Source organism: Plantibacter sp. Leaf1 (assembly GCF_001421315.1).
Lineage (GTDB): Bacteria > Actinomycetota > Actinomycetes > Actinomycetales > Microbacteriaceae > Plantibacter.
The window spans coordinates 1,305,799-1,329,921 of the sequence record NZ_LMJX01000002.1; the positions used below are offsets into that span (position 1 = coordinate 1,305,799).

General features: G+C 70.7%; 18 protein-coding genes. 9 read left to right on the forward strand and 9 right to left on the reverse strand.

Annotated features, from left to right (window positions below):
• Positions 1–19: 19 nt before the first annotated feature.
• On the reverse strand, positions 20–1,714 hold the full coding sequence (locus tag ASE44_RS08370; RefSeq protein WP_056778863.1) for an ABC transporter substrate-binding protein: 1,695 nt from the start codon (positions 1,712–1,714) through the stop codon (positions 20–22).
• Positions 1,715–1,796: 82 nt separating this feature from the next.
• On the reverse strand, positions 1,797–3,803 hold the full coding sequence (locus ASE44_RS08375) for a glycoside hydrolase family 127 protein (protein ID WP_056778866.1): 2,007 nt from the start codon (positions 3,801–3,803) through the stop codon (positions 1,797–1,799).
• Between the two features lie 498 nt (positions 3,804–4,301).
• On the opposite strand from ASE44_RS08375, the gene ASE44_RS08380 reads away from it, so the two are divergent.
• Together ASE44_RS08380 and ASE44_RS08385 are read left to right on the forward strand one after the other, a co-directional pair.
• Positions 4,302–5,894 (forward strand): DEAD/DEAH box helicase, encoded by a 1,593-nt coding sequence (locus ASE44_RS08380; protein ID WP_056778869.1) that lies wholly within the window; start codon positions 4,302–4,304, stop codon positions 5,892–5,894.
• 107 nt (positions 5,895–6,001) lie between these two features.
• Positions 6,002–6,496, forward strand: a complete 495-nt coding sequence (locus ASE44_RS08385; RefSeq protein WP_056780971.1) for a GNAT family N-acetyltransferase — start codon at positions 6,002–6,004, stop codon at positions 6,494–6,496.
• A gap of 75 nt (positions 6,497–6,571) precedes the next feature.
• Here ASE44_RS08385 and ASE44_RS08390 read toward each other — a convergent pair whose 3' ends face one another.
• Positions 6,572–7,141 carry an NUDIX hydrolase family protein gene (locus tag ASE44_RS08390; protein ID WP_056008317.1) on the reverse strand — a complete coding sequence of 190 codons (570 nt, stop codon included), beginning with the start codon at positions 7,139–7,141 and terminating at the stop codon, positions 6,572–6,574.
• 149 nt (positions 7,142–7,290) lie between these two features.
• Here ASE44_RS08390 and ASE44_RS08395 point away from each other — a divergent pair, with 149 nt between their 5' ends.
• A complete protein-coding gene (locus tag ASE44_RS08395) occupies positions 7,291–12,129 on the forward strand; it encodes an ATP-dependent helicase (RefSeq protein WP_056914185.1) in 4,839 nt (1,612 codons plus the stop codon).
• Between the two features lie 80 nt (positions 12,130–12,209).
• Positions 12,210–12,983, forward strand: a complete 774-nt coding sequence (locus ASE44_RS08400) for a DNA-formamidopyrimidine glycosylase family protein (protein WP_056778872.1) — start codon at positions 12,210–12,212, stop codon at positions 12,981–12,983.
• Positions 12,984–13,004: 21 nt separating this feature from the next.
• Here ASE44_RS08400 and ASE44_RS08405 read toward each other — a convergent pair whose 3' ends face one another.
• A complete protein-coding gene (locus tag ASE44_RS08405) occupies positions 13,005–13,658 on the reverse strand; it encodes a TMEM175 family protein (RefSeq protein ID WP_056778875.1) in 654 nt (217 codons plus the stop codon).
• 2 nt (positions 13,659–13,660) lie between these two features.
• Positions 13,661–14,563 carry a hypothetical protein gene (locus tag ASE44_RS08410; RefSeq protein WP_200921030.1) on the reverse strand — a complete coding sequence of 301 codons (903 nt, stop codon included), beginning with the start codon at positions 14,561–14,563 and terminating at the stop codon, positions 13,661–13,663.
• A 73-nt stretch (positions 14,564–14,636) separates the two neighbouring features.
• On the opposite strand from ASE44_RS08410, the gene ASE44_RS08415 reads away from it, so the two are divergent.
• Positions 14,637–16,241: an AMP-binding protein gene (locus tag ASE44_RS08415; protein WP_200921032.1), complete on the forward strand. Its 1,605-nt coding sequence runs from the start codon at positions 14,637–14,639 to the stop codon at positions 16,239–16,241.
• On the opposite strand, the gene ASE44_RS08420 is transcribed toward ASE44_RS08415, so the two are convergent.
• From ASE44_RS08420 to ASE44_RS08430, 4 genes are all read right to left on the reverse strand, one after another.
• The gene (locus ASE44_RS08420; RefSeq protein WP_056778883.1) at positions 16,235–17,224 is read right to left on the reverse strand and encodes an SDR family oxidoreductase; all 990 of its coding nucleotides are present in this window, start codon (positions 17,222–17,224) and stop codon (positions 16,235–16,237) included. The genes ASE44_RS08415 and ASE44_RS08420 overlap by 7 nt on opposite strands.
• Before the next feature lie 28 nt (positions 17,225–17,252).
• Positions 17,253–17,426: a hypothetical protein gene (locus ASE44_RS18450; RefSeq protein ID WP_157579827.1), complete on the reverse strand. Its 174-nt coding sequence runs from the start codon at positions 17,424–17,426 to the stop codon at positions 17,253–17,255.
• A gap of 68 nt (positions 17,427–17,494) precedes the next feature.
• A complete protein-coding gene (locus tag ASE44_RS08425) occupies positions 17,495–18,328 on the reverse strand; it encodes an SDR family NAD(P)-dependent oxidoreductase (protein WP_056778887.1) in 834 nt (277 codons plus the stop codon).
• Complete coding sequence (locus ASE44_RS08430; RefSeq protein ID WP_056778890.1) at positions 18,325–18,684, reverse strand: hypothetical protein; 360 nt, start codon at positions 18,682–18,684, stop codon at positions 18,325–18,327. The genes ASE44_RS08425 and ASE44_RS08430 overlap by 4 nt, the downstream gene beginning before the upstream one ends.
• Before the next feature lie 295 nt (positions 18,685–18,979).
• On the opposite strand from ASE44_RS08430, the gene ASE44_RS18195 reads away from it, so the two are divergent.
• The 4 genes from ASE44_RS18195 to ASE44_RS08450 all read left to right on the forward strand — a co-directional run bounded on the left by ASE44_RS18195 (position 18,980) and on the right by ASE44_RS08450 (position 24,121).
• A complete protein-coding gene (locus ASE44_RS18195; protein ID WP_082455903.1) occupies positions 18,980–19,645 on the forward strand; it encodes a GtrA family protein in 666 nt (221 codons plus the stop codon).
• Positions 19,645–21,165, forward strand: coding sequence for a glycosyltransferase family 2 protein (locus ASE44_RS08440; protein WP_082455904.1), 1,521 nt, complete (start codon positions 19,645–19,647; stop codon positions 21,163–21,165). The genes ASE44_RS18195 and ASE44_RS08440 overlap by 1 nt, the downstream gene beginning before the upstream one ends.
• Positions 21,162–23,192, forward strand: a complete 2,031-nt coding sequence (locus ASE44_RS08445) for a glycosyltransferase family 39 protein (RefSeq protein WP_056778893.1) — start codon at positions 21,162–21,164, stop codon at positions 23,190–23,192. The genes ASE44_RS08440 and ASE44_RS08445 overlap by 4 nt, the downstream gene beginning before the upstream one ends.
• 80 nt (positions 23,193–23,272) lie before the next feature.
• Positions 23,273–24,121 carry a DUF4397 domain-containing protein gene (locus ASE44_RS08450; RefSeq protein WP_056008349.1) on the forward strand — a complete coding sequence of 283 codons (849 nt, stop codon included), beginning with the start codon at positions 23,273–23,275 and terminating at the stop codon, positions 24,119–24,121.
• Positions 24,122–24,123: the final 2 nt, after the last annotated feature.

A 24,123-nucleotide genomic window follows, 5' to 3' on the forward strand; every position in this document is an offset into this window, starting at 1 on the left:
GCGGCTACCGGCCTTCCGACTACTCGCCGGCCGAGGACAGGCCGACGGACACGTAGTCGATACCGCCCGAGTAGCCGGCGTGCGAGTACGCACCGGCGACGTTGGCGCCGACGACCATGACGGTCTTCTCGAAGAGCAGCGGCACGGTCGGGACGAGCTGCTGGATCTGCTCGTCGAGGGCACCCCAGGCGGCGTTCGCCTCGTCGGTGTCGGTCATCGCGCGGATCTCGGCGATGCGCTGGTTGACGGCCGGGTCGTTCAGCTGGGCGATGTTCGAGTTGCCCTTCGGGAAGATCTGCGAACCGTCGAAGAGCGGCGGCAGGAAGGTCGAGCCGGAGGCCCAGTCCGGGCACCAGCCGGTGATGGCGGCGTCGTTCTGCTGCGACGTCGTGCCGATGACCTCGTAGTAGGTCGAGGTGTCGATGAGGTTGAAGTTCACCGTGATGCCCGCCTTCGCGAGCGCCTGCTGCACCGCTTCTGCCTGCGCCTGCATCTTGGGCTGGCTGCGGATGTCGAGCGTGAAGGAGAAGCCGTCCGGGAGGCCGGCCTCGGCGAGGAGTTCCTTGGCCTTCTCCGGGTCGCCGGCGTTGTCCTTGCTCGGGTACAGGTCGAAGTCGGTCTGACCGGCGACGGTCGGCGGCAGCATGGTGGTCGCGATGTCCGCGAGCTGCGAACCGCCCGAGGCGTCCTTCACCGACTCGCGGTCGATGGCGTAGGCGATGGCCTGGCGGACGAGCGGGTTGTCCATGTTGGGCTTCGTGGTGTTCAGGCCCATGTACGTGGTGCAGCCCTGGAGCCCGGCGATGGTGCGTGCCTTGAGCGCGGGCGTCTGGATCCGGGAGATGGAGGCCGCCTGCACGGATCCGGCGATGGCGTTGGCGTCGTCACCCTGGCCGGCGATCATGCGCTCGTCGATGGTCGAGGCGTCGAGGCCGAAGGTGAAGTCGAAGCCGTCCGGGTAGGCCTTGCGGACGTCGTCCGTCTTCGCGTCCCACTCGTCGTTGCGGACGAGCTTCAGCTGCGAACCGCGCTCGTAGCTCTCGACCTTGTACGGGCCGGAGGAGATCGGCATCTTGTCGAGGCTCGTCGTCGTCACCCGCTCGGTGTCGGCAGGGAACGGGACGAAGCTGTTCTGCCCGACGACGCTCGCGAAGTCGGCGAAGGGCTCCTTGAGGGTGAAGACGATGGTCTTGTCGTCCGGCGTTTGGATGGACGGCAGGTCACCGGTGATGTACGGACCCTCGTACGTGTCCGCGCCGGCGATGGTGAGGCGGGCGTAGGGCGACCCGACGGCGATGGCCGGGTCGAAGGAGCGCTCGACGCCGAACTTGACGTCGGCGCTCGTGATGGGGGTGCCGTCTTCGAACTTGAGGTCGTCCTTCAGCGTGAAGGTCCACTGGAGGCCGTCGTCGCTCACGGTGCCCAGGTCGGTCGCGAGGTCGGGGACCATCTCGGTGCCCTTGGCCCCTTCGCCCGTGGACTGCGTCGTCAACGTGCGGTAGATGAGGCGGTAGAAGTTGTTCACGCCGCCGTCGAAGCCCTGGACCGGGTCGAGGTGGGAGAAGTCCGCGTTCAGGAGGACGTCGACGGTGCCTCCCTTGACCGGGGTGCTGGAGGGGCCCTCACCCGCCGAGCCCGAGCCCGCGGAGGTACACCCCGCAAGGAGGAGGACGGCCGCCGCCGCGAGGGCGGGGATGGAGAATCGTTGCTTCATGACGCTCTGCTTTCGTGTGGATCGGGCGGATGCCCGCGGATGGAGAGGGTGGAGCGGTGCGAGGGGAACGGGTCGAGGAAGGTCAGCGAGTGCGGAACCACACGCGCATGGCGCCGGGTCCGCGGTTGCCCCAGAGGGCGTAGGGGATGAGGGTCGCGGTGGTCTCGCGCATCGGCTCGGCGGGCGGTGGTGTCGCTCCAGCGGGCGTCGAGCCGCCGCCGGTCAGCGCCGGGTAGAGCACGGCCGGTGCCGGGGCGTCCGCCATGGCCGGGAGGAGGAGCGCGACGGCGTCGATGCGCTCGGTCTCGAGGATGCGGCGGTGCTCGACCACAGCGCGATCGGCGTCCGCCGGTGAGAGGCGGAGCAGGTCGAGGTCGGTCGTGCCGTCCTCCTGCTCGGCGCAGTAGACGACCGGTCCGCGCGCGAACGCCAGTGATCCGCGGAGGGCGTCGACCGAAGGGTGCGCGCCGTGCGCCCGGACCGGCATCGGGAGGTCGAGTTCGACCCGCTCCCCCGCCGTCCATCGGCGGGTGAGGCGGATCCAGCCGTCGACCGGTCGGGCGTCCACGGACTCACCGGCGACACGGACGGTGGCGTCCGTCGCCCAGCCGGGCACCCGCAGGGCGAGCTCGACCTCGGCGTCGTCGGCGGCGTCGACCGTGACGACGACCGAGCCGTCCCACGGGTACGCGGTGTCGACCGTGCAGCTGAAGCGCTCGGTCTCGATGGTCGCCGCGGTGTACTGCGCGAGCTCGATCCCCACCGGGGTGACCACGGCGAGGTGGTCCTGGAGCTCGGCGGTCCAGCGCACGATGTTCGGCGGGCAGCACGGGCAGCCGAACCAGCTGCGACGGAGCAGTCCGCCGTCGGGCTCCGCCCCGGAACGCTGGAGGTGGTCGGGGCGGCGCTGCAGCGGGTTGTCGTAGAAGAACGCGGTGCCGTCGGCCGAGAGTCCGGCGGCGTAGGCGTTGTAGAGGACGGTCTCGAAGGTGTCGAGCACGGCTGCCGAACCCGTCGCGAGGTACATCCGCCAGGACCACTGCATGACCGCGATGGCGGCGCAGGTCTCGCTGTACGAGCGCTCGGAGGGGAGCTCGTACCGGTCGCCGATCGCCTCGTCGGAGTGGCGACTCCCGAGCCCGCCGGTGAAGTAGAGCTTCGTCTCGACCATGTCGTCCCAGAGACGCTGCAGGGCTGCGAGGAGGCCGTCGTCGCCCTGTTCGAGCGCGACGTCCGCGGCACCGGCGGCCAGATAGGCCATCCGGACGGCGTGGCCGGTCACGGAGTCCAGCTCGCGGAGCGGCGCCGAATCCTGGAAGTACTCCGCCGGGAAGACCCGGAGTTCGACGGTGCCGTGGCCGCGACGGTCCACAAAGGCGGACGCCAACTCGAGGTAGGACCGCTCGCCCGTCTCACGGAACAGCTCGACGAGCGCCATCTCCACCTCGGGGTGCCCGCACACCTGTGGGTCGCCGTCCGGTCCGAACCGTCGGACGGCGAGATCGGCGAACGCCCGCGCGACGTCCAACAGACGCCCGTCGCCGAGCCTCCGCTGTGCGGCCACGGCTGCCTGGATGAGGTGGCCGAGGTTGTACAGCTCGTGCCCCCAGGCCAGGTCCTCCCAGGGCTCCTTGTCGATCTCGGGCGCCTGGAAGTAGGAGTTCAGGTAGCCGTCCTCTCGTTGGGCGGCCTGGATGACGGCGACGGCCTCCTCGTAGAAGTCGCGGACCGTTCGGGTGACCTCGTCATCGCCGTCGTCCTCGGCGAGCAGGTAGGCGAGCCCCTCGAGGGTCTTGAACACGTCGGTGTCGAGGAACGGGTAGCGGCCCCGGAAGGCACCCGTCGCGTCCTCGGGATCGGCGACCCTGGCGAGGTTGTCGAGGTTGCCGGCGAGTCGGAGCTGCTCGATCGCGTGCGGCGCGGTCGCCCGGCGGTTCCGCCGCTGCCACGCGCCGAGTTCACCCTCGCCCAACCGGACCCGTCCGGCGGCCACGGGAACACGGTGTCCGGCGACGGGGTGGACGGCACCTGCCACGCGATCCGCGCGCACGGCGGCGCTCGCTGTTCGGGCGTCTTCATCGAAGCTCATGGGCGACAGGCCTTTCTGTACCGTGTGACACAGTACACCGATACCGGTTTGTGGTGGGTGACACATTACTCACCCGCTCCGGCGGACTGTCAAGCGCCGACGACCGATCCCAGGAGATGGAAACACCGCCGTAACGCAGGCCACTCAGCGAGTGCGGAGCCTCATGCGCTAGGGTTGAACCACTTGCGTTCGATCGCACCATCCGGTGCGGGGTTCGCTTGCGTCGTAGAACGCTCCCTCTCTCCCCTACATGGCATCCCAGCGGTGCATGCCAGGGTCGATGACACTTCATACGGCGAACGGATGCGCGACCCTGCGCCTTCGCCACCTCCCACCAGCGACGACGCCGACGGAAGCACGCCGTATCACCCATGCGAGAACTCGCGTGAGCGATGCAGCCCGTGAGGAATCACGACGGCCGTGCCCGCCACTGCAGCACTTGTGCGCCCGGCAGCCGTCATCGAAGCTCGTGGCCGTGCCTGAAAGAGACACACACCCATGACCGAAGCAGCCCCCATCACCTTCGACGCCCTCGGCGTCCCGGCGCCACTCGTCGCCTCCCTCGCGAAGGACGGCAAGACGAGCGCGTTCCCCATCCAGATCGACACGCTCCCCGACACCCTCGGCGGCCGCGACGTCCTCGGCCGCGGCAAGACCGGCTCCGGCAAGACCCTCGCGTTCAGCATCCCGATGGTCGCCCGGCTCGGCGGCGCACTCGCCGGCGGCAAGCGCCGCCCGGGTCGCCCGCTCGGCCTGGTCCTCGCGCCGACGCGTGAGCTCGCCACCCAGATCGCGGCGGTCATGCAGCCGCTCGCCGACGCCTACTCCCTGAAGACCACCACGATCTTCGGCGGCGTCTCGCAGAAGCGTCAGGAAGAGGCCCTCCGCGCCGGCGTCGACATCGTCATCGCCTGCCCCGGTCGCCTCGAGGACCTCATGAAGCAGGGCTTCGTGAACCTCGACGCCGTGGAGATCACCGTCCTCGACGAGGCCGACCACATGGCCGACCTCGGCTTCCTGCCGGTCGTCACGCGCATCCTCGACAAGACGCCTCGCGGCGGACAGCGCCTGCTGTTCTCGGCGACGCTCGACAACGGCGTGGACAAGCTCGTCCGCAAGTTCCTCCAGAACGAGGTGCTCCACTCGGTGGACGAGGCGAACTCGCCCGTCGCCGCGATGACGCACCACGTCTTCACGACCCCTTCGGTGGAGTCGAAGAAGGACCTCATCCAGGCCCTCGCCTCCGGCAGCGGCCGTCGCATCCTCTTCATGCGCACGAAGCACCACGCGAAGAAGCTCGCGAAGCAGCTCACCGACTCCGGCATCCCCGCCGTCGACCTGCACGGCAACCTCTCGCAGGTGGCTCGCGACCGCAACCTCGCCGCCTTCAGCGCCGGGACCGCCAAGGTCCTCGTCGCCACCGACGTGGCCGCCCGTGGGGTGCACGTCGACGACGTCGAGCTCGTCATCCACGTCGACCCGCCGACCGAGCACAAGGCGTACCTGCACCGTTCGGGCCGTACGGCTCGTGCGGGCAGCGCCGGTGACGTCGTCACCCTCGCGATCCCCGGCCAGATGGACGACCTCAAGAAGCTCCTCCGCAAGGCCGAGATCAACGTCACCCCGCAGGCGGTCACCGCGACCTCGCCGGCGGTCCTCGAGCTCATCGGTGATGTCGCCGCCTACGTGAAGCCCGCGCCGCGCGCGGCCGTGCAGCCGCAGGGTGGTGGCGGCGGTGGTCGCTCGCAGGGTGCCAACGCGCAGCGCAAGCGCGCCGCGCGCGACGGCAACGGCCTCGGCAACGGTCACCGCGACCGCGATGGTGCCCGTGCCGGCGCGAGCCGCGACGGCGCTCCTCGCGAGGGCGGTCAGGGCGGCGGCGGTCGTCGTGGCGGTCGTCCCGCAGGCGGTCAGGGTGGCCAGGGCGGTCAGCGCTCCGGCGCCAGCCGTTCCGGTGGCGCCCGCGCCGGTGCCGGTGCAGCCACCGGTGGCAGCCGGACCCACTACAGCACCGGCTACGCCGCGAACTCGGGCGCTCCGGCGGAGTCCTCGCGTCCGCGCACGAACCGTCGCGCGTCCAGCAGCAACTAGCAGCGCCCCGCTCGATCGAAGCGCCGTCCCCCTCCGGGTGGGCGGCGCTTCGCCGTTCCCGCGGCCCCGATTTCGTCGGACGGGTGCTGTCGGGATACGGTTCCACCATGAACGCCACCGCAGTCGTCCGCCCGATCCGAGACGTCGACGCCGAGTCCCTGGGCCGTGTGCACGCCACGACCTGGCACGAGACCTACGACCACCTGATCAGCTCCGCCACCCTCGCGAACCTCTCTCCTCGCCGCATGGCCGAGCTGTGGACCCACTGGGCCGCGCAGGGCCCCGAGTACACGCACTTCGCCGCGCTCGTCGACGGCGAGATCGTCGGCTTCTCGGGTTCAGGCCCCGGCCGCGACGAGGACATGCCGCGCGAGCGTGAGCTCTACTTCATCTACCTGCTGGACGCCTGGCATGGCACGGGCATCGGGCAGCAGCTCTTCGACGCCGCGATCACCGACGGCCAGCCCGCCTACCTGTGGGTCGCCGCGGACAACCCGCGCGCGCACCGCTTCTACGAGCGCAACGGGTTCCACGCCGACGGCGCGGCGCGCACCGAGCCGTTCCTCGGCGAGACCATCGACGAGGTCCGCCTCACCCGCTGACCCCGCCCGGTCCCTGGCCCCTGAGCCAGCCCCGGTCCCTGAGCCGCTCTCCCGGTCCCTGAGCCTGTCGAAGGGTTAGCGCAGGCGACCGACGGAGGCGAGGGCCGCGCGCAACAGGGCGCCGCGGCCACCCTCCATCTCGGCGGCGATCGCATCGGAGGACGCCGCCTCGGGCGTCATCCAGGTGAGTTCGAGGGCGTCCTGACGCGGCTCGCACGTCCCCGTCACCGGGACGACGTACGCGAGCGCGACGGCGTGCTGCCGGTCGTCGGAGTACGGCGAGAGCCCGGGGAGCGGGAAGTACTCGGCCACCTGGAACGGCACGGGCGACGCCGGGAGCAGCGGGAACGCCATCGGACCGAGGTCCTTCTCGAGGTGGCGGAAGAGCGCGTCGCGGATGGTCTCGCCGTACATGACGCGACCGGAGACGAGCGTTCGCGTCATCTCGCCGAGGGCGGTGGCGCGCAACAGCACGCCGACCTCCGTCACGACGCCGAAGCCGTCGACCCGGACGGGTACGGCCTCCACATAGAGCAGCGGGAGGCGGCGTCGGATCTCCTCGAGTTCGACGTCCGACAGCCAGCCCGGATTGGAATTGCCGGGGAGATCGGGTTCCGGGTTGGGATCTGGGGTGCGAACGCTCATAGCTCCTTCATACCGCATGGAGCCGAACGGCGATCCAGGCGGGCGGCGGTTCGACGCGGCGTCCCCGGTGGACGCCGCGATCATAGGGGCCCCGCCCACCGGACGCGATGCCGGTCGCGGTGTCGGTGGTGTGCTGGATGATGGAACCCATGACCGAGGTGCTCGAGCGCTTCTCCCCCGCCACGCGCGACTGGTTCGAGGGGGCGTTCGTCGCGCCCACGCCGGCTCAGGCGGGTGCCTGGGAGGCGATCTCGCGCGGGGCGAACGCGCTCGTCGTCGCGCCGACCGGTTCGGGCAAGACCCTGTCGGCCTTCCTGTGGTCGATCGACCGCCTGCTGTCCGAGGCGATCGCCGAGCACGGGGCGAAGCGGCGGACGGGCGTGCCGCTCAGCGGGCTCGAGGCCGACGAGGCGGAGGCGGCCGCCGCCCAGCGCGAGCGCTCGCGCGGCACCCGCGTGCTCTACATCTCCCCACTGAAGGCGCTCGGGGTCGACGTCGAGCGCAACCTCCGGACCCCGCTCGTGGGCATCGCCCAGGCGGCACGACGCCTCGGCACCGAACCGCCGACGATCAGCGTCGGCGTCCGCTCCGGCGACACCCCGTCGGCCGACCGCCGGGCCATGGCCAAAGAGCCACCCGACATCCTCATCACCACACCCGAGTCGTTGTTCCTCATGCTGACGAGCGCGGCCCGGGAGACCCTCCGCACGGTCGACACCGTCATCATCGACGAGATCCACGCCGTCGCCTCGACGAAGCGCGGCGCACACCTCGCGGTCTCGCTGGAGCGGCTCGACGCCATGCTCGACAAGCCCGTCCAGCGCATCGGGCTCTCGGCCACCGTGCGCCCGGCCGAGGAGGTCGCACGGTTCCTCGGCGGCCGGGCACCCGTGGAGATCGTCTCGCCGCCGGCGGCCAAGACCTTCGACCTCCGGGTCGTGGTCCCCGTCGACGACATGACCGATCCCGACGCCAGCATGCGGACACCGGGCGAGGCCGACGACGACGGCAGTGGCGGCGGCTTCACGGGGTACACCCCGAACAGTGACGGCGGCGGCGAGGACCGCGTCGGCAGCATCTGGCCGCACGTCGAGGAGGCCATCGTCGACCGCGTGCTCGCCCACCGCTCCACGATCGTCTTCGCCAACTCACGGCGGCTCGCCGAGCGCCTCACCGCCCGACTCAACGAGATCAACGAGGCCCGGCTCAGCGAGAGCGCCCTCGTGACGCCGGGTGCCGGACGCCCACCCGCCCAGCTCATGGCGCAGAGCGGACAGACCCGCGGCTCGGCGAGCGTCGCGGCCGCAGCGGCCCGCCCCACCGCGGAGGAGAGCGACGACGACATCCCGCTGCTCGCCCGAGCCCACCACGGCTCCGTCTCGAAGGAGCAGCGCGCCGGCATCGAGGAGGACCTCAAGTCAGGTCGGCTGCGCTGCGTCGTCGCGACGTCGAGCCTCGAGCTCGGCATCGACATGGGCGAGGTCGACCTCGTCATCCAGGTGGAGTCCCCGCCGAGCGTCGCCAGCGGCCTGCAGCGGGTCGGACGCGCCGGCCACCAGGTGGGCGAGGTCTCGCGTGGCGTCCTGTTCCCGAAGCACCGGGCCGACCTCATCAGCACCACGGTCGCGACCGAGCGGATGGAGGCCGGTCTGATCGAGGCGATCGAGGTCCCCTCGAACCCGCTCGACATCCTCGCGCAGCAGACGGTCGCGGCGGTCGCGCTCGACGAGCTCGGGGTGGAGGACTGGTTCGAGACCGTCAAGCGCAGCGCTCCGTTCGCCTCCCTGCCCCGTTCGGCCTTCGAGGCGACGCTCGACCTCCTGGCCGGGCGCTATCCTTCCGACGCCTTCGCCGAGCTGCGCCCGCGGATCGTCTGGGATCGTGACGCCGGGGTCTTGACGGGTCGACCGGGGGCCCAGCGTCTCGCGGTCACGAGCGGTGGCACCATCCCCGACCGCGGACTCTTCGGCGTGTTCATGGTCGGCGAGTCCGGCGCCGGTGCCCGCGTCGGGGAGCTCGACGAGGAGATGGTCTACGAGTCCCGCGTGGGCGACGTCTTCGCCCTCGGTGCGACGAGCTGGCGCATCCAGGAGATCACCCACGACCGCGTGCTCGTGACTCCGGCGTTCGGCCAGCCGGGGCGGCTGCCGTTCTGGAAGGGCGACGGCATCGGACGCCCGGCCGAGCTGGGTCGCGCCATCGGCGCCTTCGTCCGCGAGCTCGACACCACGGGAACCGGGTCGACCCCGCGCCTGGAGGCGGCCGGACTCGACGAACGGGCCATCAGCAACCTCGTCGCCTACGTCCGTGAACAGCGCGAGGCGACGGGCGTCGTCCCGAACGACACGACCCTCGTCGTCGAGCGCTCGCGTGACGAACTCGGCGACTGGCGGGTCATCCTCCACTCCCCCTACGGGTTGCGCGTGCACGCACCGTGGGCGCTCGCGGTCGGCGCACGCGTGCAGGAGCGGCTCGGCGTCGACGGCTCCGCGGTGGCGAGCGACGACGGCATCATCGTGCGGCTTCCCGACACCGAGAGCGAGCCGCCGGGAGCCGAACTCTTCGTCTTCGAGCCGGAGGAGCTCGACGCCCTCGTGACGCAGGAGGTCGGCGGGTCCGCCCTGTTCGCCTCCCGGTTCCGCGAGTGCGCCGCGCGTGCCCTCCTGCTTCCGAACTACTCGCCGCAGAAGCGCTCGCCCCTCTGGCAGCAACGCCAACGGTCGGCCCAACTCCTCGAGGTCGCGAAGCAGTACCCGACGTTCCCGATCATCCTCGAGACGCTGCGCGAGTGCCTGCAGGACGTCTACGACCTCCCGGCCCTCGACCAGCTCGCGCGCGAGCTGCAGTCACGCGCGATCCGCATCGTCGAGACCACGACCGATCAGCCGTCGCCCTACGCCCGGTCCCTGCTCTTCGGCTACGTCGGCGCGTTCATGTACGAGGGCGACAGCCCGCTCGCCGAGCGGCGTGCGGCGGCACTCGCGGTCGACAGCACGATGCTCGGTGAACTCCTCGGCCGCGTGGAGCTCCGGGAGCTCCTCGACCCCGGCGTCATCGAGCAGACCGCGCTCGAACTGCAACGTCTCGACCCCGAGCGACGACTCAAGGGGGTCGAGGGGGTCGCGGATGCGCTGCGGATGCTCGGTCCGCTCACCGTGGATGAGATCGCCGCCCGCACGACCTTCGACGGGGTCGCCGTGTCCGCCGACGGCGAGGCGAGCCGCGGTGACGACCCGGACGCCTGGGTCCCCGACCCGGTGCGCTCCGCCGCAGCCGTCGCCGAGCTCGAACGCACGAAGCGCGTCATCCGTGTCCCGATCGCCGGGGAGGAACGCTTCGCCGCCATCGAGGACGCGGGCCGTCTCCGCGACGCCCTCGGGACGCCCTTGCCGATCGGCGTTCCGGTGGCGTTCACCGAGCCGGTCACGGATCCACTCGGCGACCTCCTCGCCCGGTACGCCCGCACCCACGGCCCGTTCACGACCGGGCAGGCCGCCAGGCGGTTCGGGCTCGGCACGGCCGTGGTCCAGCACACCCTCGCGCGCCTCGCCGACGCCGGACGCGTGGTCAAGGGCGAGTTCCTCCCCGCCGGCCGGCAGCAGTCGGGCGACGACGCCGACCGCGGCCCGACCGACGCCACCGAGTGGTGCGACGCCGGCGTCCTCCGCAAGCTGCGCATCCGCTCGCTCGCCGCGCTCCGCCACGAGGTCGAGCCCGTCGAGCAGCAGGCCTTCGCCCGGTTCCTGCCCGTGTGGCAGCACCTCGGCGGGACGCTCCGCGGGGTCGACGGCGTCGCGACGGTCATCGACCAGCTCGCCGGGGCACCCGTCCCGGCCTCGGCCTGGGAGTCGCTCATCCTGCCCTCACGGGTCGCCGACTACAGCCCGGCCATGCTCGACGAACTCACCGCGACGGGCGAGGTCGTCTGGTCGGGCAGCGGCTCCATCCCCGGCAACGACGGCTGGGTCGCCCTCCACCTCGCCGACACGGCGCCGCTCACGCTGCCGCTGACCCCCACCCCGCACACGCCCGACGCCCTGCAGACGGAGTTGCTCGCGACCCTCGGCGGGGGTGGCGCGTACTTCTTCCGGCAGCTCGCGGAATCGGTCGGGTCGACGGACGACAAGCTCCTCGTCGACGCCCTCTGGGAGCTCGTGTGGGCAGGGCTGGTGACCAACGACACCTTCTCCCCGCTGCGCACCCTCGTCGGGTCCGGAGGCGGCACCTCGGCCCACCGGGTGCAGCGGCAGACCCCGCGCGCGAAGCTGTACCGCGGGCGCAACCTGCAGCGCCCATCGATGTCCACGCGCGCGAGCCAGACCCTCGGCGGCCGATGGTCGATCCTGCCGCTCGCCGAGCAGGACGCCACCATCCGTGCCGTCGCGACCGGCGAGACCCTACTGGAGCGCTACGGCGTCGTCACCCGGGGTTCGGTGGTGGCCGAAGGCGTCGTCGGCGGCTTCGCCCTCGCCTACCGGGTGCTGAAGCAGTTCGAGGAGAACGGCCGCTGCCGACGCGGGTACTTCGTGGAGCGACTCGGGGGCGCACAGTTCGCCTCCTCGGGCACGGTCGACCGGCTGCGGAGTTTCATCCGTACCGACGACGACCCACCGCTCGCCGCCGTGACGCTCGCCGCGACCGACCCTGCGAACCCCTATGGTGCCGCACTCGCTTGGCCCAGCCAGGAGGTCACCGGGGTGAAGCACCGGCCGGGGCGGAAGGCCGGCGCGCTCATCGTCCTCGTCGACGGTGCGCCCGTCTACTACCTCGAGCGGGGTGGCAAGACCGCACTGGTGTTCACGGAGGACGAGGACCAGCTCCGCTCGGGTGCACGCTCCCTAGCATCGACGGTGACGGCGGGCCGCATCGAGAAGCTCGGGATCGAACAGGTGAACGGCACCTTCGTCCTCGGCACCCCGACGGGCCACGCCCTGCGGGAGGCCGGGTTCGTCGAGACACCGCGCGGATTGCGGCTCCGGCGTGGTTGAGCCGGGACGGCTGGGTGGTGCCACGGGTTGCGCCGGACGCGGTGCCGGTGGCACCGTAGCCGGAACGGACGGAGCGGTTCATGCCAGAGGGTGACACGGTCTTCCAGGCCGCGCACCGGTTGCGACAGGCGCTGGCCGGCGAGGTCGTCTCCGGCTTCGACCTGCGTGTGCCCGCCTTCGCCACCGTCGATCTCCGCGGCGAGGTCGTCCACGACGTCATCCCGCGCGGCAAGCACCTCCTGCACCACATCGGCGACCACACCCTCCACACCCACCTGAAGATGGAGGGGCTGTGGCACGTCTACCAGCCGGGTGAGCACTGGCGGCGGCCGGCGTGGAAGGCCCGTGCGATCGTGTCGACCGAGCACTGGGTGACCGTCGGGTTCGAACTCGGCCTCGTCGAGGTCTTCCCGTCACGCGAGGACGAGGAGCGGTTCGGCTGGCTGGGCCCCGACCTCCTCGGTCCCGATTGGGACGAAGCTCGCGCCATCCGGAACCTCGAGGCCGACGGCCGCGAGATCCACGTCGCGCTCCTCGATCAGCGCAACCTGGCCGGGCTCGGCAACGAGTACGTCAACGAGCTGTGCTTCATCCGCGGGGTGTTGCCCACGAGGCCGAGCGCCGAGGTCGACCTCCCGGGCGCGGTCCGGCTCGGCTACCGCCTCATCAACGCGAACCGCGACCGCCGCAACCGGGTCACGACGGGCGACACGAGGCCGGGCCGGAAGACGTGGGTGTACGGACGCGACGGCCAGCGCTGTCTGCGCTGCGGGACCCGGATCCAGCGCGGCAAGCTCGGTGCCGACCCGAACGCGCTCCGCGACACCTACTGGTGTCCCCACTGCCAGACCTGACCCGGTCACCCGGTCACCTGCTTAGTCGCCCCGGTGCTTCCGGCCGCCGACCCAGCCGAGCGGGATCGACAGCAGCAGCAGGAACAGCGCCTGCGTGCCGAGCCCCGGTACCGTCGCCGCGAGGATGAACGCGAGCAGCATGAGCCCGGTCGGTGCCCAGACGAGCGCCCAGGGGCGGGGCGGCATCGCAGCGGCCTCCTCACTGAGCAGCCCGTCCCGCTGGATCACCAGCTGCTGCAGTCGCACCGCGACCATCGACACGAGCATCGTCGCGATGTACAGCATGGGGGCGCCGCGGTCGTCCCCCGATGAGTCGAAGAGGAGCACTGTCGGCAGCGGCAGGAAGACGATGCCGGCGAGCCAGACGAAGTTGAGCGACACGAGCCGCTTCGAGTAGCCGACGGTGCGCTCGAAGATCCGGTGGTGGTCGCGCCAGAAGTTCGCGATGATCACGAAGCTCAGGGCGGCCGCGGCCAGCCCCGTCCAGTTCTCGGCGAGGAACGCGGCCACGGGGCCACCGCCGTACTCCTGCGCCAGATCGACGAGCGGGAGGATGATGAGCGTGATGGCGATCGCGACGACGGCGTCACTGAAGTTGACGACGCGATCGAGGCCGCGTTCCGTGGTCGGACCGTGGCGACGGTCCCTCGGTGCGCGGTCTCCGTCGTCGGCCATGGTCAGCTCACGTCCGCGTCGTCCGTCGCGGTCCCCTGCACCATCTCGACCCACCGGGCGAGGAAGGCCGCGCCGGCGTCGTCGTGGATGAGCGTCGGGTGGGTCAGGATCGGGTACGGCTTCTCGGGGACGCCGTCGGCCGGCCGCACGTCGACATGTTCGACCGTGTAGCCGTGCTCGAAGAGCCAGTCGGCCATCGCGTAGTCGCTGCGGGAGTCCCCGACCGTCCGCCAGGCGAGCGGGAGCGCGCCGCCGTCGGCCTCGAGGAGTTCGAGCGCGCGCTGAGCCCCGAGGTCCTTGCCGAGGCGCACCGACTCGATGTCGGTGGAGATGATGGTCGGGTCGATCCGGTACTGGACGAGGCCGGCGTCGTCGGGGTAGCGCCCGGGGGCGTGGTCGACCCCGAACCCGCGACGGGCGAGCTCGGCCCGGGCGTCGTCGTCGAAGTGCTTGCGCACGACCGCGTAGTCCGCCGCCGGCACCTCCACGTGCTGTTCGACGGAGACCATCGCGCGCTTCGTGTGGTCGAAGAAGACCGTCTCCGCGTACCGTTCGTCGACGAGGCGCTCGATGGCGGCCCCGTACCCTTCGGGCATCGCCACCTCCTCGTCGAGCCGCAGCTCGTCGACGCCTGCCGCGGAGAACCCGAACCAGACGGCGCCCTTCTCGCAGATGCCGTAGAGCCGCACGTCGCCGTCGAGCCCGGCGGCGAGCAGCGGCGGGACGACGACCGCCCGGAGGAACGCGTCGCTGCGGCCGGTGTTGAAGGCGATCGGAATGCCGGCGTTCGCGAGGGTCGCGAGGTCCTGAGCGATGCTCGGGAGGTTGATCGTCCGGGTGATGGGACTGGCGATGGGGCCGTCGACGTCGAGGAGGAGACCGAGGATGGGGCGGGGCGCGTTCACGGGTCTCAGCCTAACGAGCACCTGGCGTGAGTAGACTCACTCCACCATCACCGGTGTTCGAAGGAGATCACTCGTGTTCATCAGCCCGCATCCCGACGTCGAGATCCCCGATCTGAGCGTCTACGACACCCTGTTCGGCGGCATCGCCTCGAGCGACCTCGATCGCATCGCCCTCCGGGACGGTACGACCGGCGCCGAGACGAGTTACCGGCAGCTCATCTCGCAGATCAACGCGCTGGCCGGCGCCCTCGCGGCGGCCGGGATCGGCATCGGGGACGTCGTCGCCCTACACGCCCCGAACGTCCCCGCGTTCGCGACCGTGTTCCACGGGATCCTCCGTGCCGGAGCGACGGCGACGACGGTGAACGGCCTGTACAACGCGGAGGAGATCGAGGCGCAGCTCCGCGACGCCGGCGCGACGATGGTGTTCACCGTCTCCGCCCTCCTGCCCCAGGCGTGGGCTGCGGCGAGCGCCTGCGACATCCCCTCCGACCGCGTCGTCGTCCTCGACGGCGCAGAGGGTCACGCCTCGCTCACCGATCTCCTCGTCCGACGCCTCCCCGCACCGGACGTCTCGTTCGACCCGGCGACGCACGTGGCGGTGCTGCCCTACTCGTCCGGCACGACCGGGCGACCGAAGGGGGTGATGCTGTCGCACCGGAACCTCGTGGCCAACGTGCAGCAGTCGATCCCGCAGCTGGGCATGCGGCCCGACGACCGGATCCTCGCGGTCCTCCCGTTCTTCCACATCTACGGCATGACGGTGCTGTTGAACCTCGCGCTCGCGTGCCGGGCCTCACTCGTCACCATGCCGCGGTTCGACCTCGCGGAGTTCCTCCGGATCATCCAGGACTTCCGGTGCAGCTACGTGTTCATCGCGCCGCCGATCGCGGTCGCGCTCGCGAAGCACCCGCTCGTCGACGAGTTCGACCTGTCGAGCGTCCACACGATCTTCTCCGGTGCGGCGCCGTTGGACGCGACGCTCGGACGGGCAGTCGAGGAGCGCCTCGACTGTCGGCTGCGGCAGGGGTACGGCATGACCGAGCTCAGCCCGGTGAGTCATGCGATCGCGTTCCAGGCGGAGGGCGCCTCCCTCGACAGCGTCGGGACGAGCCTGCCGAACATGCGGTGCCGGATCGTCGACCCGGAGACCGGCGTGGAGGTCGAGTACCCCGCAGCCGGGTCGGACGAGGAGAGCGCACCCGGTGAGCTGCTGTGCGCGGGGCCGAACGTCATGCTCGGGTACCTCGGCAACGAGGAGGCCACACGCGCGACGCTCGAGGACGACGGCTTCCTCCACACCGGCGACATCGCGACCGTCCGCGGCGACGGCACCGTGCGGATCATCGAGCGGTTGAAGGAGCTCATCAAGTACCACGGCTACCAGGTGGCGCCGGCGGAGCTCGAGGCGCTGCTGCTCGGCCATCCGGCGATCGCCGACGCCGCCGTCATCGGGGTCTCCGACGAGGACGGCCAGGAGGTGCCGAAGGCGTTCATCGTCCTCCAGGCGGAGCAGGACGTGACCGCGGAGGCACTCATGGCGTGGGTCGCGGAGCGCGTCGCCCCGCACAAGAAGATCCGACGGGTCGAGGTCGTCGAGGTCATCCCGAAGTCCACCTCGGGCAAGATCCTCCGCAAGGACCTCCGGGCGGCGGAGGCACTTCGACAGGCTCAGTGACCGACGGCGGCGACCATCCGGTCGAAGGCGGCGTCGAGTTCCGGGTCGGCCGGCTGCCACTGCGGGTTCGCGTCGTGGAACGCGACCATCTCGGCCGCGCCGTCCCAGAACGGGATCGACGGACGGAACTCGGGCACGAGGCTCCGGATCCGGGTGTTGTCGAAGATCATCGGGAACGCCTTGTCGCCGAGGAGAGTCGGGCCGAGTGCCGGGTGGATCTCGTCGATGAGGTCGGACGGGACGTGCACGATCTGCGCCTCCACCCCGGCCGCGTCGGCGATCCACCGGGTGATGTCGTTCCAGCTCGGCGCGTGGTCGCCGGTGATGTGGAAGGCCTCACCGAGCACGTCGCGGCGGCCGAGGAGCCCGACGAACCCGACGGCGAAGTCCTCCGTGTGCGTGATGGTCCAGAGGGTCGTCCCGTCGCCGTGCACGACGACGGGCTTGCCGGCGCGCATGCGGTCGAGGTCCGTGCGGCGGCCCATCGTGGGGATGAGCGTGCGGTCGTAGGTGTGTGAGGGGCGCACGATCGTGGCCGGGAACCCCTGCTCGCGGTAGGCGTGGACGAGGACGTCCTCGCAGGAGATCTTGTCGCGCGCGTACTGGGAGAACGGGTTGCGGAGCGGGGTCGACTCGACCACAGGGAGGCGCTGTGGCGGCTTCTGGTACGCCGAGGCGGAGCTGATGAACACGTACTGACCGATGCGTCCGGCGAACCGGTCGATGTCGGCCTGCACGTGCTCCGGCGTGAAGGCCGTGAACTGCGCGACGACGTCGAACTCGCGGGTGCCGAGGACCTCGGTGACGGCGTCCGTGTCGCGGATGTCCGCGCGGAGGAGTTCGACCTCCTCGGGGAGCGGGCGGACGTGGGACAGACCGCGGTTCAGGACCGTCACGTGGTGGCCGAGCGACACGGCCCTGGCGACGGACGCCGAGGAGATGATGCCGCTGCCGCCGATGAAGAGGATGCGCTTCGTCGTCATGGCGTCCATCCTCGCGTATGAGGGCCGGTCAGCGCTCACGCTTGACGAACGCCATGGTGGCGACGACGAGGGCGAGCAGGACGCCCGAGACGAGCCCCCACACGACCGGCGCTTCAGGCCCGAGGATCACGAGCATGAGCACGGCGGCGAGTGCGAGGACCCCGGCGACGGCGAGGCCCACAGTCCACTCGTTCCATCGCATCCCACCAGCCTAGGCTGCCGGTCGACGGGACGCCGAGCTATGGAGTGGACGTCTGCCGACGAGTCCGGTCAGTGGTGCTCGGCGAGCATCGCCTCGGTCCGGTCCCACAGGCGTCGCGCGAGGTCGACGTCGGAGGCGAGCTTGTTGGCCCGCGCTGGCTTGCGCTTCACGAAGTAGCCGCCGGACGTCCAGTCGATGCCCGGCTGGCTCTCGGCCAACCAGAACAGGGTGTCGGCGCCCTCCTCGGGGGTGTTCAGGAGGTGGCGGCCGAGCGGCGTCGCGTACAGGAGTCGCATCGCGCCGTCCGGCGAGCTGGAGAAGTTCGTGGAGATGACGCCCGGGTGGAACGCGGCCGCGGACAGCCCTCGCGGGCCGTAGCGGCGGTCGAGCTCCTTGGTGAAGAGGATCTGCGCGAGCTTCGCGTTGCCGTACGCGCGCGTCGGCGAGTACGACCGCTCGGCGTCGAGGTCGTCGAGGTCCAGCTTCCCGAAGAGGCGGTTGGCGACGCTCGAGGTGTTGATGACGGTCGCGTCCGACTCGATGAGGCGGTCGAGTAGCAGGTGGGTCAGGAGGGCCGGAGCCAGGTAGTTGATCTGGAACGTCTGCTCGTGCCCGTCCGTCGTGACCCGACGGTCGGCACCGAAGATGCCGCCGGCGTTGTTGGCGAGGACGTCGATGCGCGGATAGCGCTCGAGGAGCTGTTCGGCGAGCAGGCAGACCTGGGCCAGCTCGGCGAAGTCGCAGACGAACGACGCCGCCCCGACCCGTTCGGCGACGGCGGCGGTCTTCTCCGGCGACCGACCGACCACGACGACGTGCTCGCCCGCCTCGGTCAGGGCCTTCGCTGCTGCAGCACCGATCCCGTCGCTCGCCCCGGTGAGGACGATCACCCGGTCGCTCACGCGGAGGACTTCCGGGGCCGAGGCTCGTTCACGGGCGCCGGTCTCGTCGGCATCGCCTCGGGGACCTCACGACCGATGGCCAGGTCGCCCGTCTTGTTCGCCTCCTGCATCATCGACTCGAGCCAGCTGCGGTTGAGTTCCGGACGCTGCTCCTGGTCGAACTCGAACTGCAGCGAGATCGACGGGTGCACCCAGATCGTCACGCGTCCTCCACCGGTCTCGAGCGAACGGGGCCAGGAGATCGTGAACGACTCGTTGCGACGCAGTTTCATCACGGCGATCGACTTGACGTGCGCGAGCATCCGGTCGTCGAGTTCGAGCTCCCGCGACGAGCTCCCGTAGATCAGCTTTCCCAACAGATGTCTCCCTCTGAGCCGGTCATCCGCGCGCCCACGAATCCGGGCCGCACGACGCCCGAGCACGACGGGCGTTGTCCCCATCGTAAGCGAACGGGTGATCGCCGTCGTGCCGTTTGACGGACTGGCGACAGCCCAGTTCAGGGGGCCGGAGTGTTGCCCCCCGAGGCCTCGCGAGTACCTCGACTTCCCTTGAAAATCAAGGAATTTCGGTCCTGTTTCGTGGACCTGGCAAAGCTCTGGGCGTCGGCGTCCACGACCAAACCACGGTTCGCGACGAGCCCGAACGGCGTGCATGACCGTGAAGCCCGAATCTTCCGTCGTGCACCCGAGCAAGTCGTCCCTCCCCGAACGATCCGTCGCTCCCGGGACGCGTTCCCGTCGTGCACGCCAGCCGTTGCGTCTCCCCAAGCTCGTCTCCCAGCTGGTCACCTTCGGCCTCGTCGGCGGCACCGCGTTCGTCGTGGACGTCGGTGTGTACAACCTGCTCCGGTTCACCGTGCTCGACGACAAGCCGATCGGCGCGAAGGTGATCTCCGTCGCCGTCGCCACGATCGTCGCGTGGCTCGGCAACCGGGCGTTGACGTTCCGGACCGAGCACCGCCGCGGGGTGTGGAAGGAGGGGGCGTTGTTCGCCCTCATGAACGTCCTCGGCCTCGGGATCGCCGCGGGATGCCTGTTCGTCTCGCACTACATCCTCGGCTACACCACCGCCCTCGCCGACAACATCGCCGGGAACGGCGTCGGGCTCGTCCTCGGGATGGTGTTCCGGTTCCTCGCCTACCGCTACGTCGTCTTCCGGCCCGCCCGGTCGGCGAGCAGCCGCAGGCACCACGCCGCGACCCCGACGACGCCCGAGCACCCGACCGCCGCGGAGACACCCGCCCCGGCCGTCCGAGCCACGACCGCTCGCCGATCCGCACCGACCCATGCTCTGCCGACCTCTGGAGGCCTGTCCTGATGGCACCCGTCCTCGCACCGCTCCTCGGAGCGCTCACCCACGCGTCCGCCCGCCCGTTCGCCAGTGCGGACGAACCCGCTCCCCTGCTCACCCCGCAGCCCACGGCACCCGCGGAACCACTGCCGAACCGCGGCACCCTCGTGGACCCGACGGCGGTCGCCGATCCCGGCTCCTGGAGCGTCGGCGAATGGCTCGGCTACGGCACCCTGCTGTTGTTCGCCGCCGCGCTGACGATCATCGCCGTCACCACGCTCTACTGGATGCTCCACGCCTGGCGGTCGACCGGCCACTTGAAGAACACGGGCTTCGCAGCGGTCCCGCTGCCCGCGAAGCACTCGTTCACCCTGCTCGTCCCCGGTCGGCATGAGGAGGAGGTCATGGGCCAGACGCTCGACCGCCTCGCCGAACAGGACCACCCCGACTTCGAGATCATCGCGATCGTCGGCCATGACGACCCGGGGACCGAGCGCGTCGTCCGCGAGGCCGCCGCCAGGCACCCCGAACTCATCAAGGTCGTCGTCGACGACAGCGTGCCGAAGAACAAGCCGAAGGCCCTCAACCGGGCCCTGCAGATCGCCCGTGGCGACGTCGTGGGCGTGTTCGACGCCGAGGACGAGGTGCATCCGCGCCTCCTCACGCTCGTCGACTCCCGCTTCACCGAGAGCGGTGCCGACGTCGTGCAGGGCGGCGTGCAGCTCATGAACTTCCAGTCCAGCTGGTGGTCGCTCCGGAACGTGCTCGAGTACTACTTCTGGTTCCGGTCCCGGCTGCACTTCCACGCGAACTCCCGCTTCATCCCGCTCGGCGGGAACACCGTGTTCGTGAAGAAGACGTGGCTCGATTGGTCGGAGGGGTGGGACGACGGCTGCCTCGCCGAGGACTGCGAGCTCGGCGTCCGGCTCTCGAGCGCCGGCGCGACGGTGGTCGTCGCCTACAGCCCGGAGGTCGTCACCCGTGAGGAGACCCCCGGCACTCTGAAGTCCCTGTACAAGCAGCGCACGCGCTGGAACCAGGGCTTCCTGCAGGTGCTGAAGAAGGGCGAGTGGCGGAAGCTGCCGACGTTCCGTCAGCGCATGTTCGCCCGGTACCTGCTGTCGATGCCGTTCCTCCAGGCGGCGACCGGACTCCTCATCCCCGTCTCGGTCCTGCTCGTGCTCTTCGCGAAGGTGCCCGCCCCGATCGCCCTGCTGACGTTCATCCCGCTCGCGCCGACGATCGTCACCCTCGCGGTGGAGGCCTCGGGGCTCGGCGAGTTCGGTCGCCTCTACGGCCAGAAGGTCCGCCTCCGCGACTACGCCCGGCTGATCCTCGGCACCTTCCCGTACCAGATCTTCCTCGGCGCAGCAGCCGTCCGCTCCGTCTTCCGCGAGTGGAAGGGCGACCACTCCTGGGAGAAGACGGAGCACACCGGCGCCCACCGCAGCGACGAGGTCGCCGAGGCGACCGAGACCGCACCCGTCGCCGTCGACCTGCCCGACCGCGCACCCGAGCTCGTCCTCCAGAACGGAGCAACCCGATGACCGGCATCCTCGAACGACCGGCCGCCCCGGGCCGTCCGCAACTCCACCTGGAGAGCGACCGCCTCGGCTGGCTCGCCTCCGGGCCACCGACCCAGCGAGGCCCCGGCGTCGTGCGCCGCTGGCTCTCACGCCACGGTCGCACCCTGGCCTTCCTCCTCCCCGTGCTCGCCATCGTCGCCGTCGTGCAGGCGATGAACATGGGCGGATCCCCGCAGCGCATCGACGACGAGGGCACCTACACGGCCCAGGCGTGGAGCGTGCTGAAGCTCGGTGAGCTCGCGCACTACACCTACTGGTACGACCACCCGCCGCTCGGCTGGTTGCAGATCGCGGCGTACACCGGGCTGACCGGTGCGTTCGACCGCTACGACATCGCCGTGATCGCGGCGCGTGAAGCCATGCTGGTCGCGACGCTGATCGCCGTCGTGCTCGTCTGGGTCCTCGCCCGACGCCTGCACCTCAGCCGGGCCATGGCCGCCGTCGCCGCGCTGGTGTTCGCGATCTCGCCGCTCGCCGTGCAGTTCCACCGCACCGTCTACCTCGACAACGTCGCGGTGCCGTGGCTCCTCGGCGCTTTCGTCCTCGCCACCAGCCGCAAGCACCAGCTCGTCGGCTTCGCCGGGTCCGCCGCCGCGTTCGGCATCGCCGTGCTGAGCAAGGAGACCTTCCTGCTCGCCCTGCCCTTCCTCGCCTGGACCATGTGGCGCGCGGCCCGCAAGGAGACCCGGCGGTACACGTTGCCGGTCGCCGCGACCATCGTCGTCGTCATCGGTTTCACCTACGTGCTCTTCGCCGCCATCAAGGGCGAACTCTTCCCGGGCCCCGACCGGGTGAGCCTCCTCGGCGGGGTCTTCTTCCAGCTCGGATCGCGCGTCGCGAGCGGCTCGCTGTTCGACCCCGCGAGCCTGTCGGCCAAGACGCTCAGCATGTGGTGGCAGTTGGACGCGGCGCTCCTCGTCGCCGGAGCGGTCGCCGCCGTCGCCGGACTGTTCGTCAAACGGCTGCGGGTCATCGCGGCCATGACCGTCTTCCTCGGGCTGTTCATGCTGCGTCCGGGCGGATACCTGCCCGTGCCGTACGTCATCATGCTGCTGCCGTTCATGACCATTCTCATCATGGGGGTGACCGGGGTGGCCGTCCGTCGACTCCGTCGGCGCTCCGCGGCCGAGGCCGGTGCACCGCGCCGTCGCCGCATCGGAGGACGCGCTGCGGGCGCAATCTGGATCGCCGCCGTGCTCGCGGCAGCCGTCGTCGCCGTCCCGAACACCGCGACCCAGCTCCGCGGCTTCCTCCTCGCCGACCTCGACAAGCCCGTCCGGCAGGCCCAGCAGTGGGTGCAGACGAACGTGCCCCAGGAGTCCCGGGTGATCGTCGACGACGCCATGTGGGTCGACCTCGTCGAGAGCGGCTTCGACCGCGACAACGTCATCTGGTACTACAAGATGGACACCGACTCCGCCGTACAGGCCAAGTCGCCGAACGGCTGGCGCGACGCCGACTACATCGTCACCACCGACTCGATGCGGACGTTCCCGACGACGTTCCCCGAGGTGAAGGGTGCGATCGACAATTCCGAACTCGTCGCGACGTTCGGCTCCGGAACGCAGGCCGTCGAAGTCCGTCGCATCGACGCCGACGGGCTCGACGCTGCAGCGGAGCGGGGTGCCGGACGCACGGCGGCTCGGGCGGCGCTCGGTGCGCAGCTCCTGCAGAACCCGTCGCTCAGCGTCTCGGCGGAGGCCAGGCAGACCCTCGGCGACGGTCAGCTCGACTCGCGTGCCCTGCTCGCCCTCGGACAGGTGCTCGCCACCACCCCGGTCCGGCTCGAGAGCACCCCGGTGCTCGACGGCGAGACCGGAGACGTGCGCCGGACCATGGTGCTCCGCACCGGTGACGAGGCGGGCGACAGCCGCCTGGCCGACTCGATCCGGTCGATCCAGGGCGAGTACGCCGCCGACCGGGTCGAGCAGACGGCGGAGGGCGTCCGCGTCACCTACTCCGTCGTCGAACCCGACCTCGTCCGCTGACCACCCACCCGAGTTCCGGCTCCGGCCGGACACCCGAACCGACCGAACCCCAGAACCACCCGAAGAACAGGAGTTCCACCATGCGAACCACCACCACGAGGCGAATCGCCCTCAGCGGCCTCGCCGCCGTCGCGACGGCAGCACTCATCGGCTTCGGCACCACCGCCGCGAACGCCGCCACGACCGACGCGTCCGGCGGCGGCTGGATCCGCGTCGGCCACCTCTCCGCCGACACGAAGTCCGTCGACGTGAAGCTCTCGGCCCTCTCCGGCGGTGCGGCCGTCTTCGAACTCGACGACGTCGCCTACGGACAGGTCTCGCCGTACACCGACCTCGCCGCCGGCACCTACGTGGTGTCGATGGTCCCCGCCGGCTCCCCCGACAGCACGAAGCCGGTCATCAGCACCAACGTGACCATCACGGCCGGGGAGGCGGCGACCGTCGCCGCCTACGGTCCCAACAAGGACCTGCAGACGAAGGTGTTCGAGGACGACCTCACCGGTCCGACCGAGGGCGCGGCGCGCATCCGGCTCATCCAGGCGTCGACCGACGTGAAGAGCGTCGACGTCAGCACCTCGACCGGCATGCCCATCGCGAAGGGCGCCACCACTGGAACGGCGACCGACTACGCCAGCGTCCCCGCCGGCCCGTGGGACCTCAAGCTGACCGGCGGCAAGCAGGCCGCAGAAGCCTCGGTGAACCTCGCACCCGGCACCGTGAGCACGCTCTTCGTGCTCGACAACGCTGCCGGCGGCGTCACCCTGATGCCCGTGCTCGACAGCTCCGCCGCCGGGAACGCGCCCGAAGGGCCGGTCGAGACCGGTGGCGGCGGGCTCGCGAAGGACTCGTCGGCGCTGCAGAGCGTGTTCGACGACCTCGACGCGAAGCTCGTGCGGCTCGTGCAGGAGATCGGGACGGCGGCGAGCTGAGC

Coding starts and splice junctions, on each gene's coding strand:
- ASE44_RS08440 (WP_082455904.1), top strand. CDS start 19,645: ATGGCACCCGTCCTCGCACCGCTCCTCGGAGCGCTCACCCACGCGTCC.
- ASE44_RS08395 (WP_056914185.1), top strand. CDS start 7,291: ATGACCGAGGTGCTCGAGCGCTTCTCCCCCGCCACGCGCGACTGGTTC.
- ASE44_RS08390 (WP_056008317.1), bottom strand. CDS start 7,141: ATGAGCGTTCGCACCCCAGATCCCAACCCGGAACCCGATCTCCCCGGC.
- ASE44_RS08375 (WP_056778866.1), bottom strand. CDS start 3,803: ATGAGCTTCGATGAAGACGCCCGAACAGCGAGCGCCGCCGTGCGCGCG.
- ASE44_RS08405 (WP_056778875.1), bottom strand. CDS start 13,658: ATGGCCGACGACGGAGACCGCGCACCGAGGGACCGTCGCCACGGTCCG.
- ASE44_RS08420 (WP_056778883.1), bottom strand. CDS start 17,224: ATGACGACGAAGCGCATCCTCTTCATCGGCGGCAGCGGCATCATCTCC.
- ASE44_RS08400 (WP_056778872.1), top strand. CDS start 12,210: ATGCCAGAGGGTGACACGGTCTTCCAGGCCGCGCACCGGTTGCGACAG.
- ASE44_RS08380 (WP_056778869.1), top strand. CDS start 4,302: ATGACCGAAGCAGCCCCCATCACCTTCGACGCCCTCGGCGTCCCGGCG.
- ASE44_RS18195 (WP_082455903.1), top strand. CDS start 18,980: ATGACCGTGAAGCCCGAATCTTCCGTCGTGCACCCGAGCAAGTCGTCC.
- ASE44_RS08370 (WP_056778863.1), bottom strand. CDS start 1,714: ATGAAGCAACGATTCTCCATCCCCGCCCTCGCGGCGGCGGCCGTCCTC.
- ASE44_RS08450 (WP_056008349.1), top strand. CDS start 23,273: ATGCGAACCACCACCACGAGGCGAATCGCCCTCAGCGGCCTCGCCGCC.
- ASE44_RS18450 (WP_157579827.1), bottom strand. CDS start 17,426: ATGCGATGGAACGAGTGGACTGTGGGCCTCGCCGTCGCCGGGGTCCTC.
- ASE44_RS08445 (WP_056778893.1), top strand. CDS start 21,162: ATGACCGGCATCCTCGAACGACCGGCCGCCCCGGGCCGTCCGCAACTC.
- ASE44_RS08385 (WP_056780971.1), top strand. CDS start 6,002: ATGAACGCCACCGCAGTCGTCCGCCCGATCCGAGACGTCGACGCCGAG.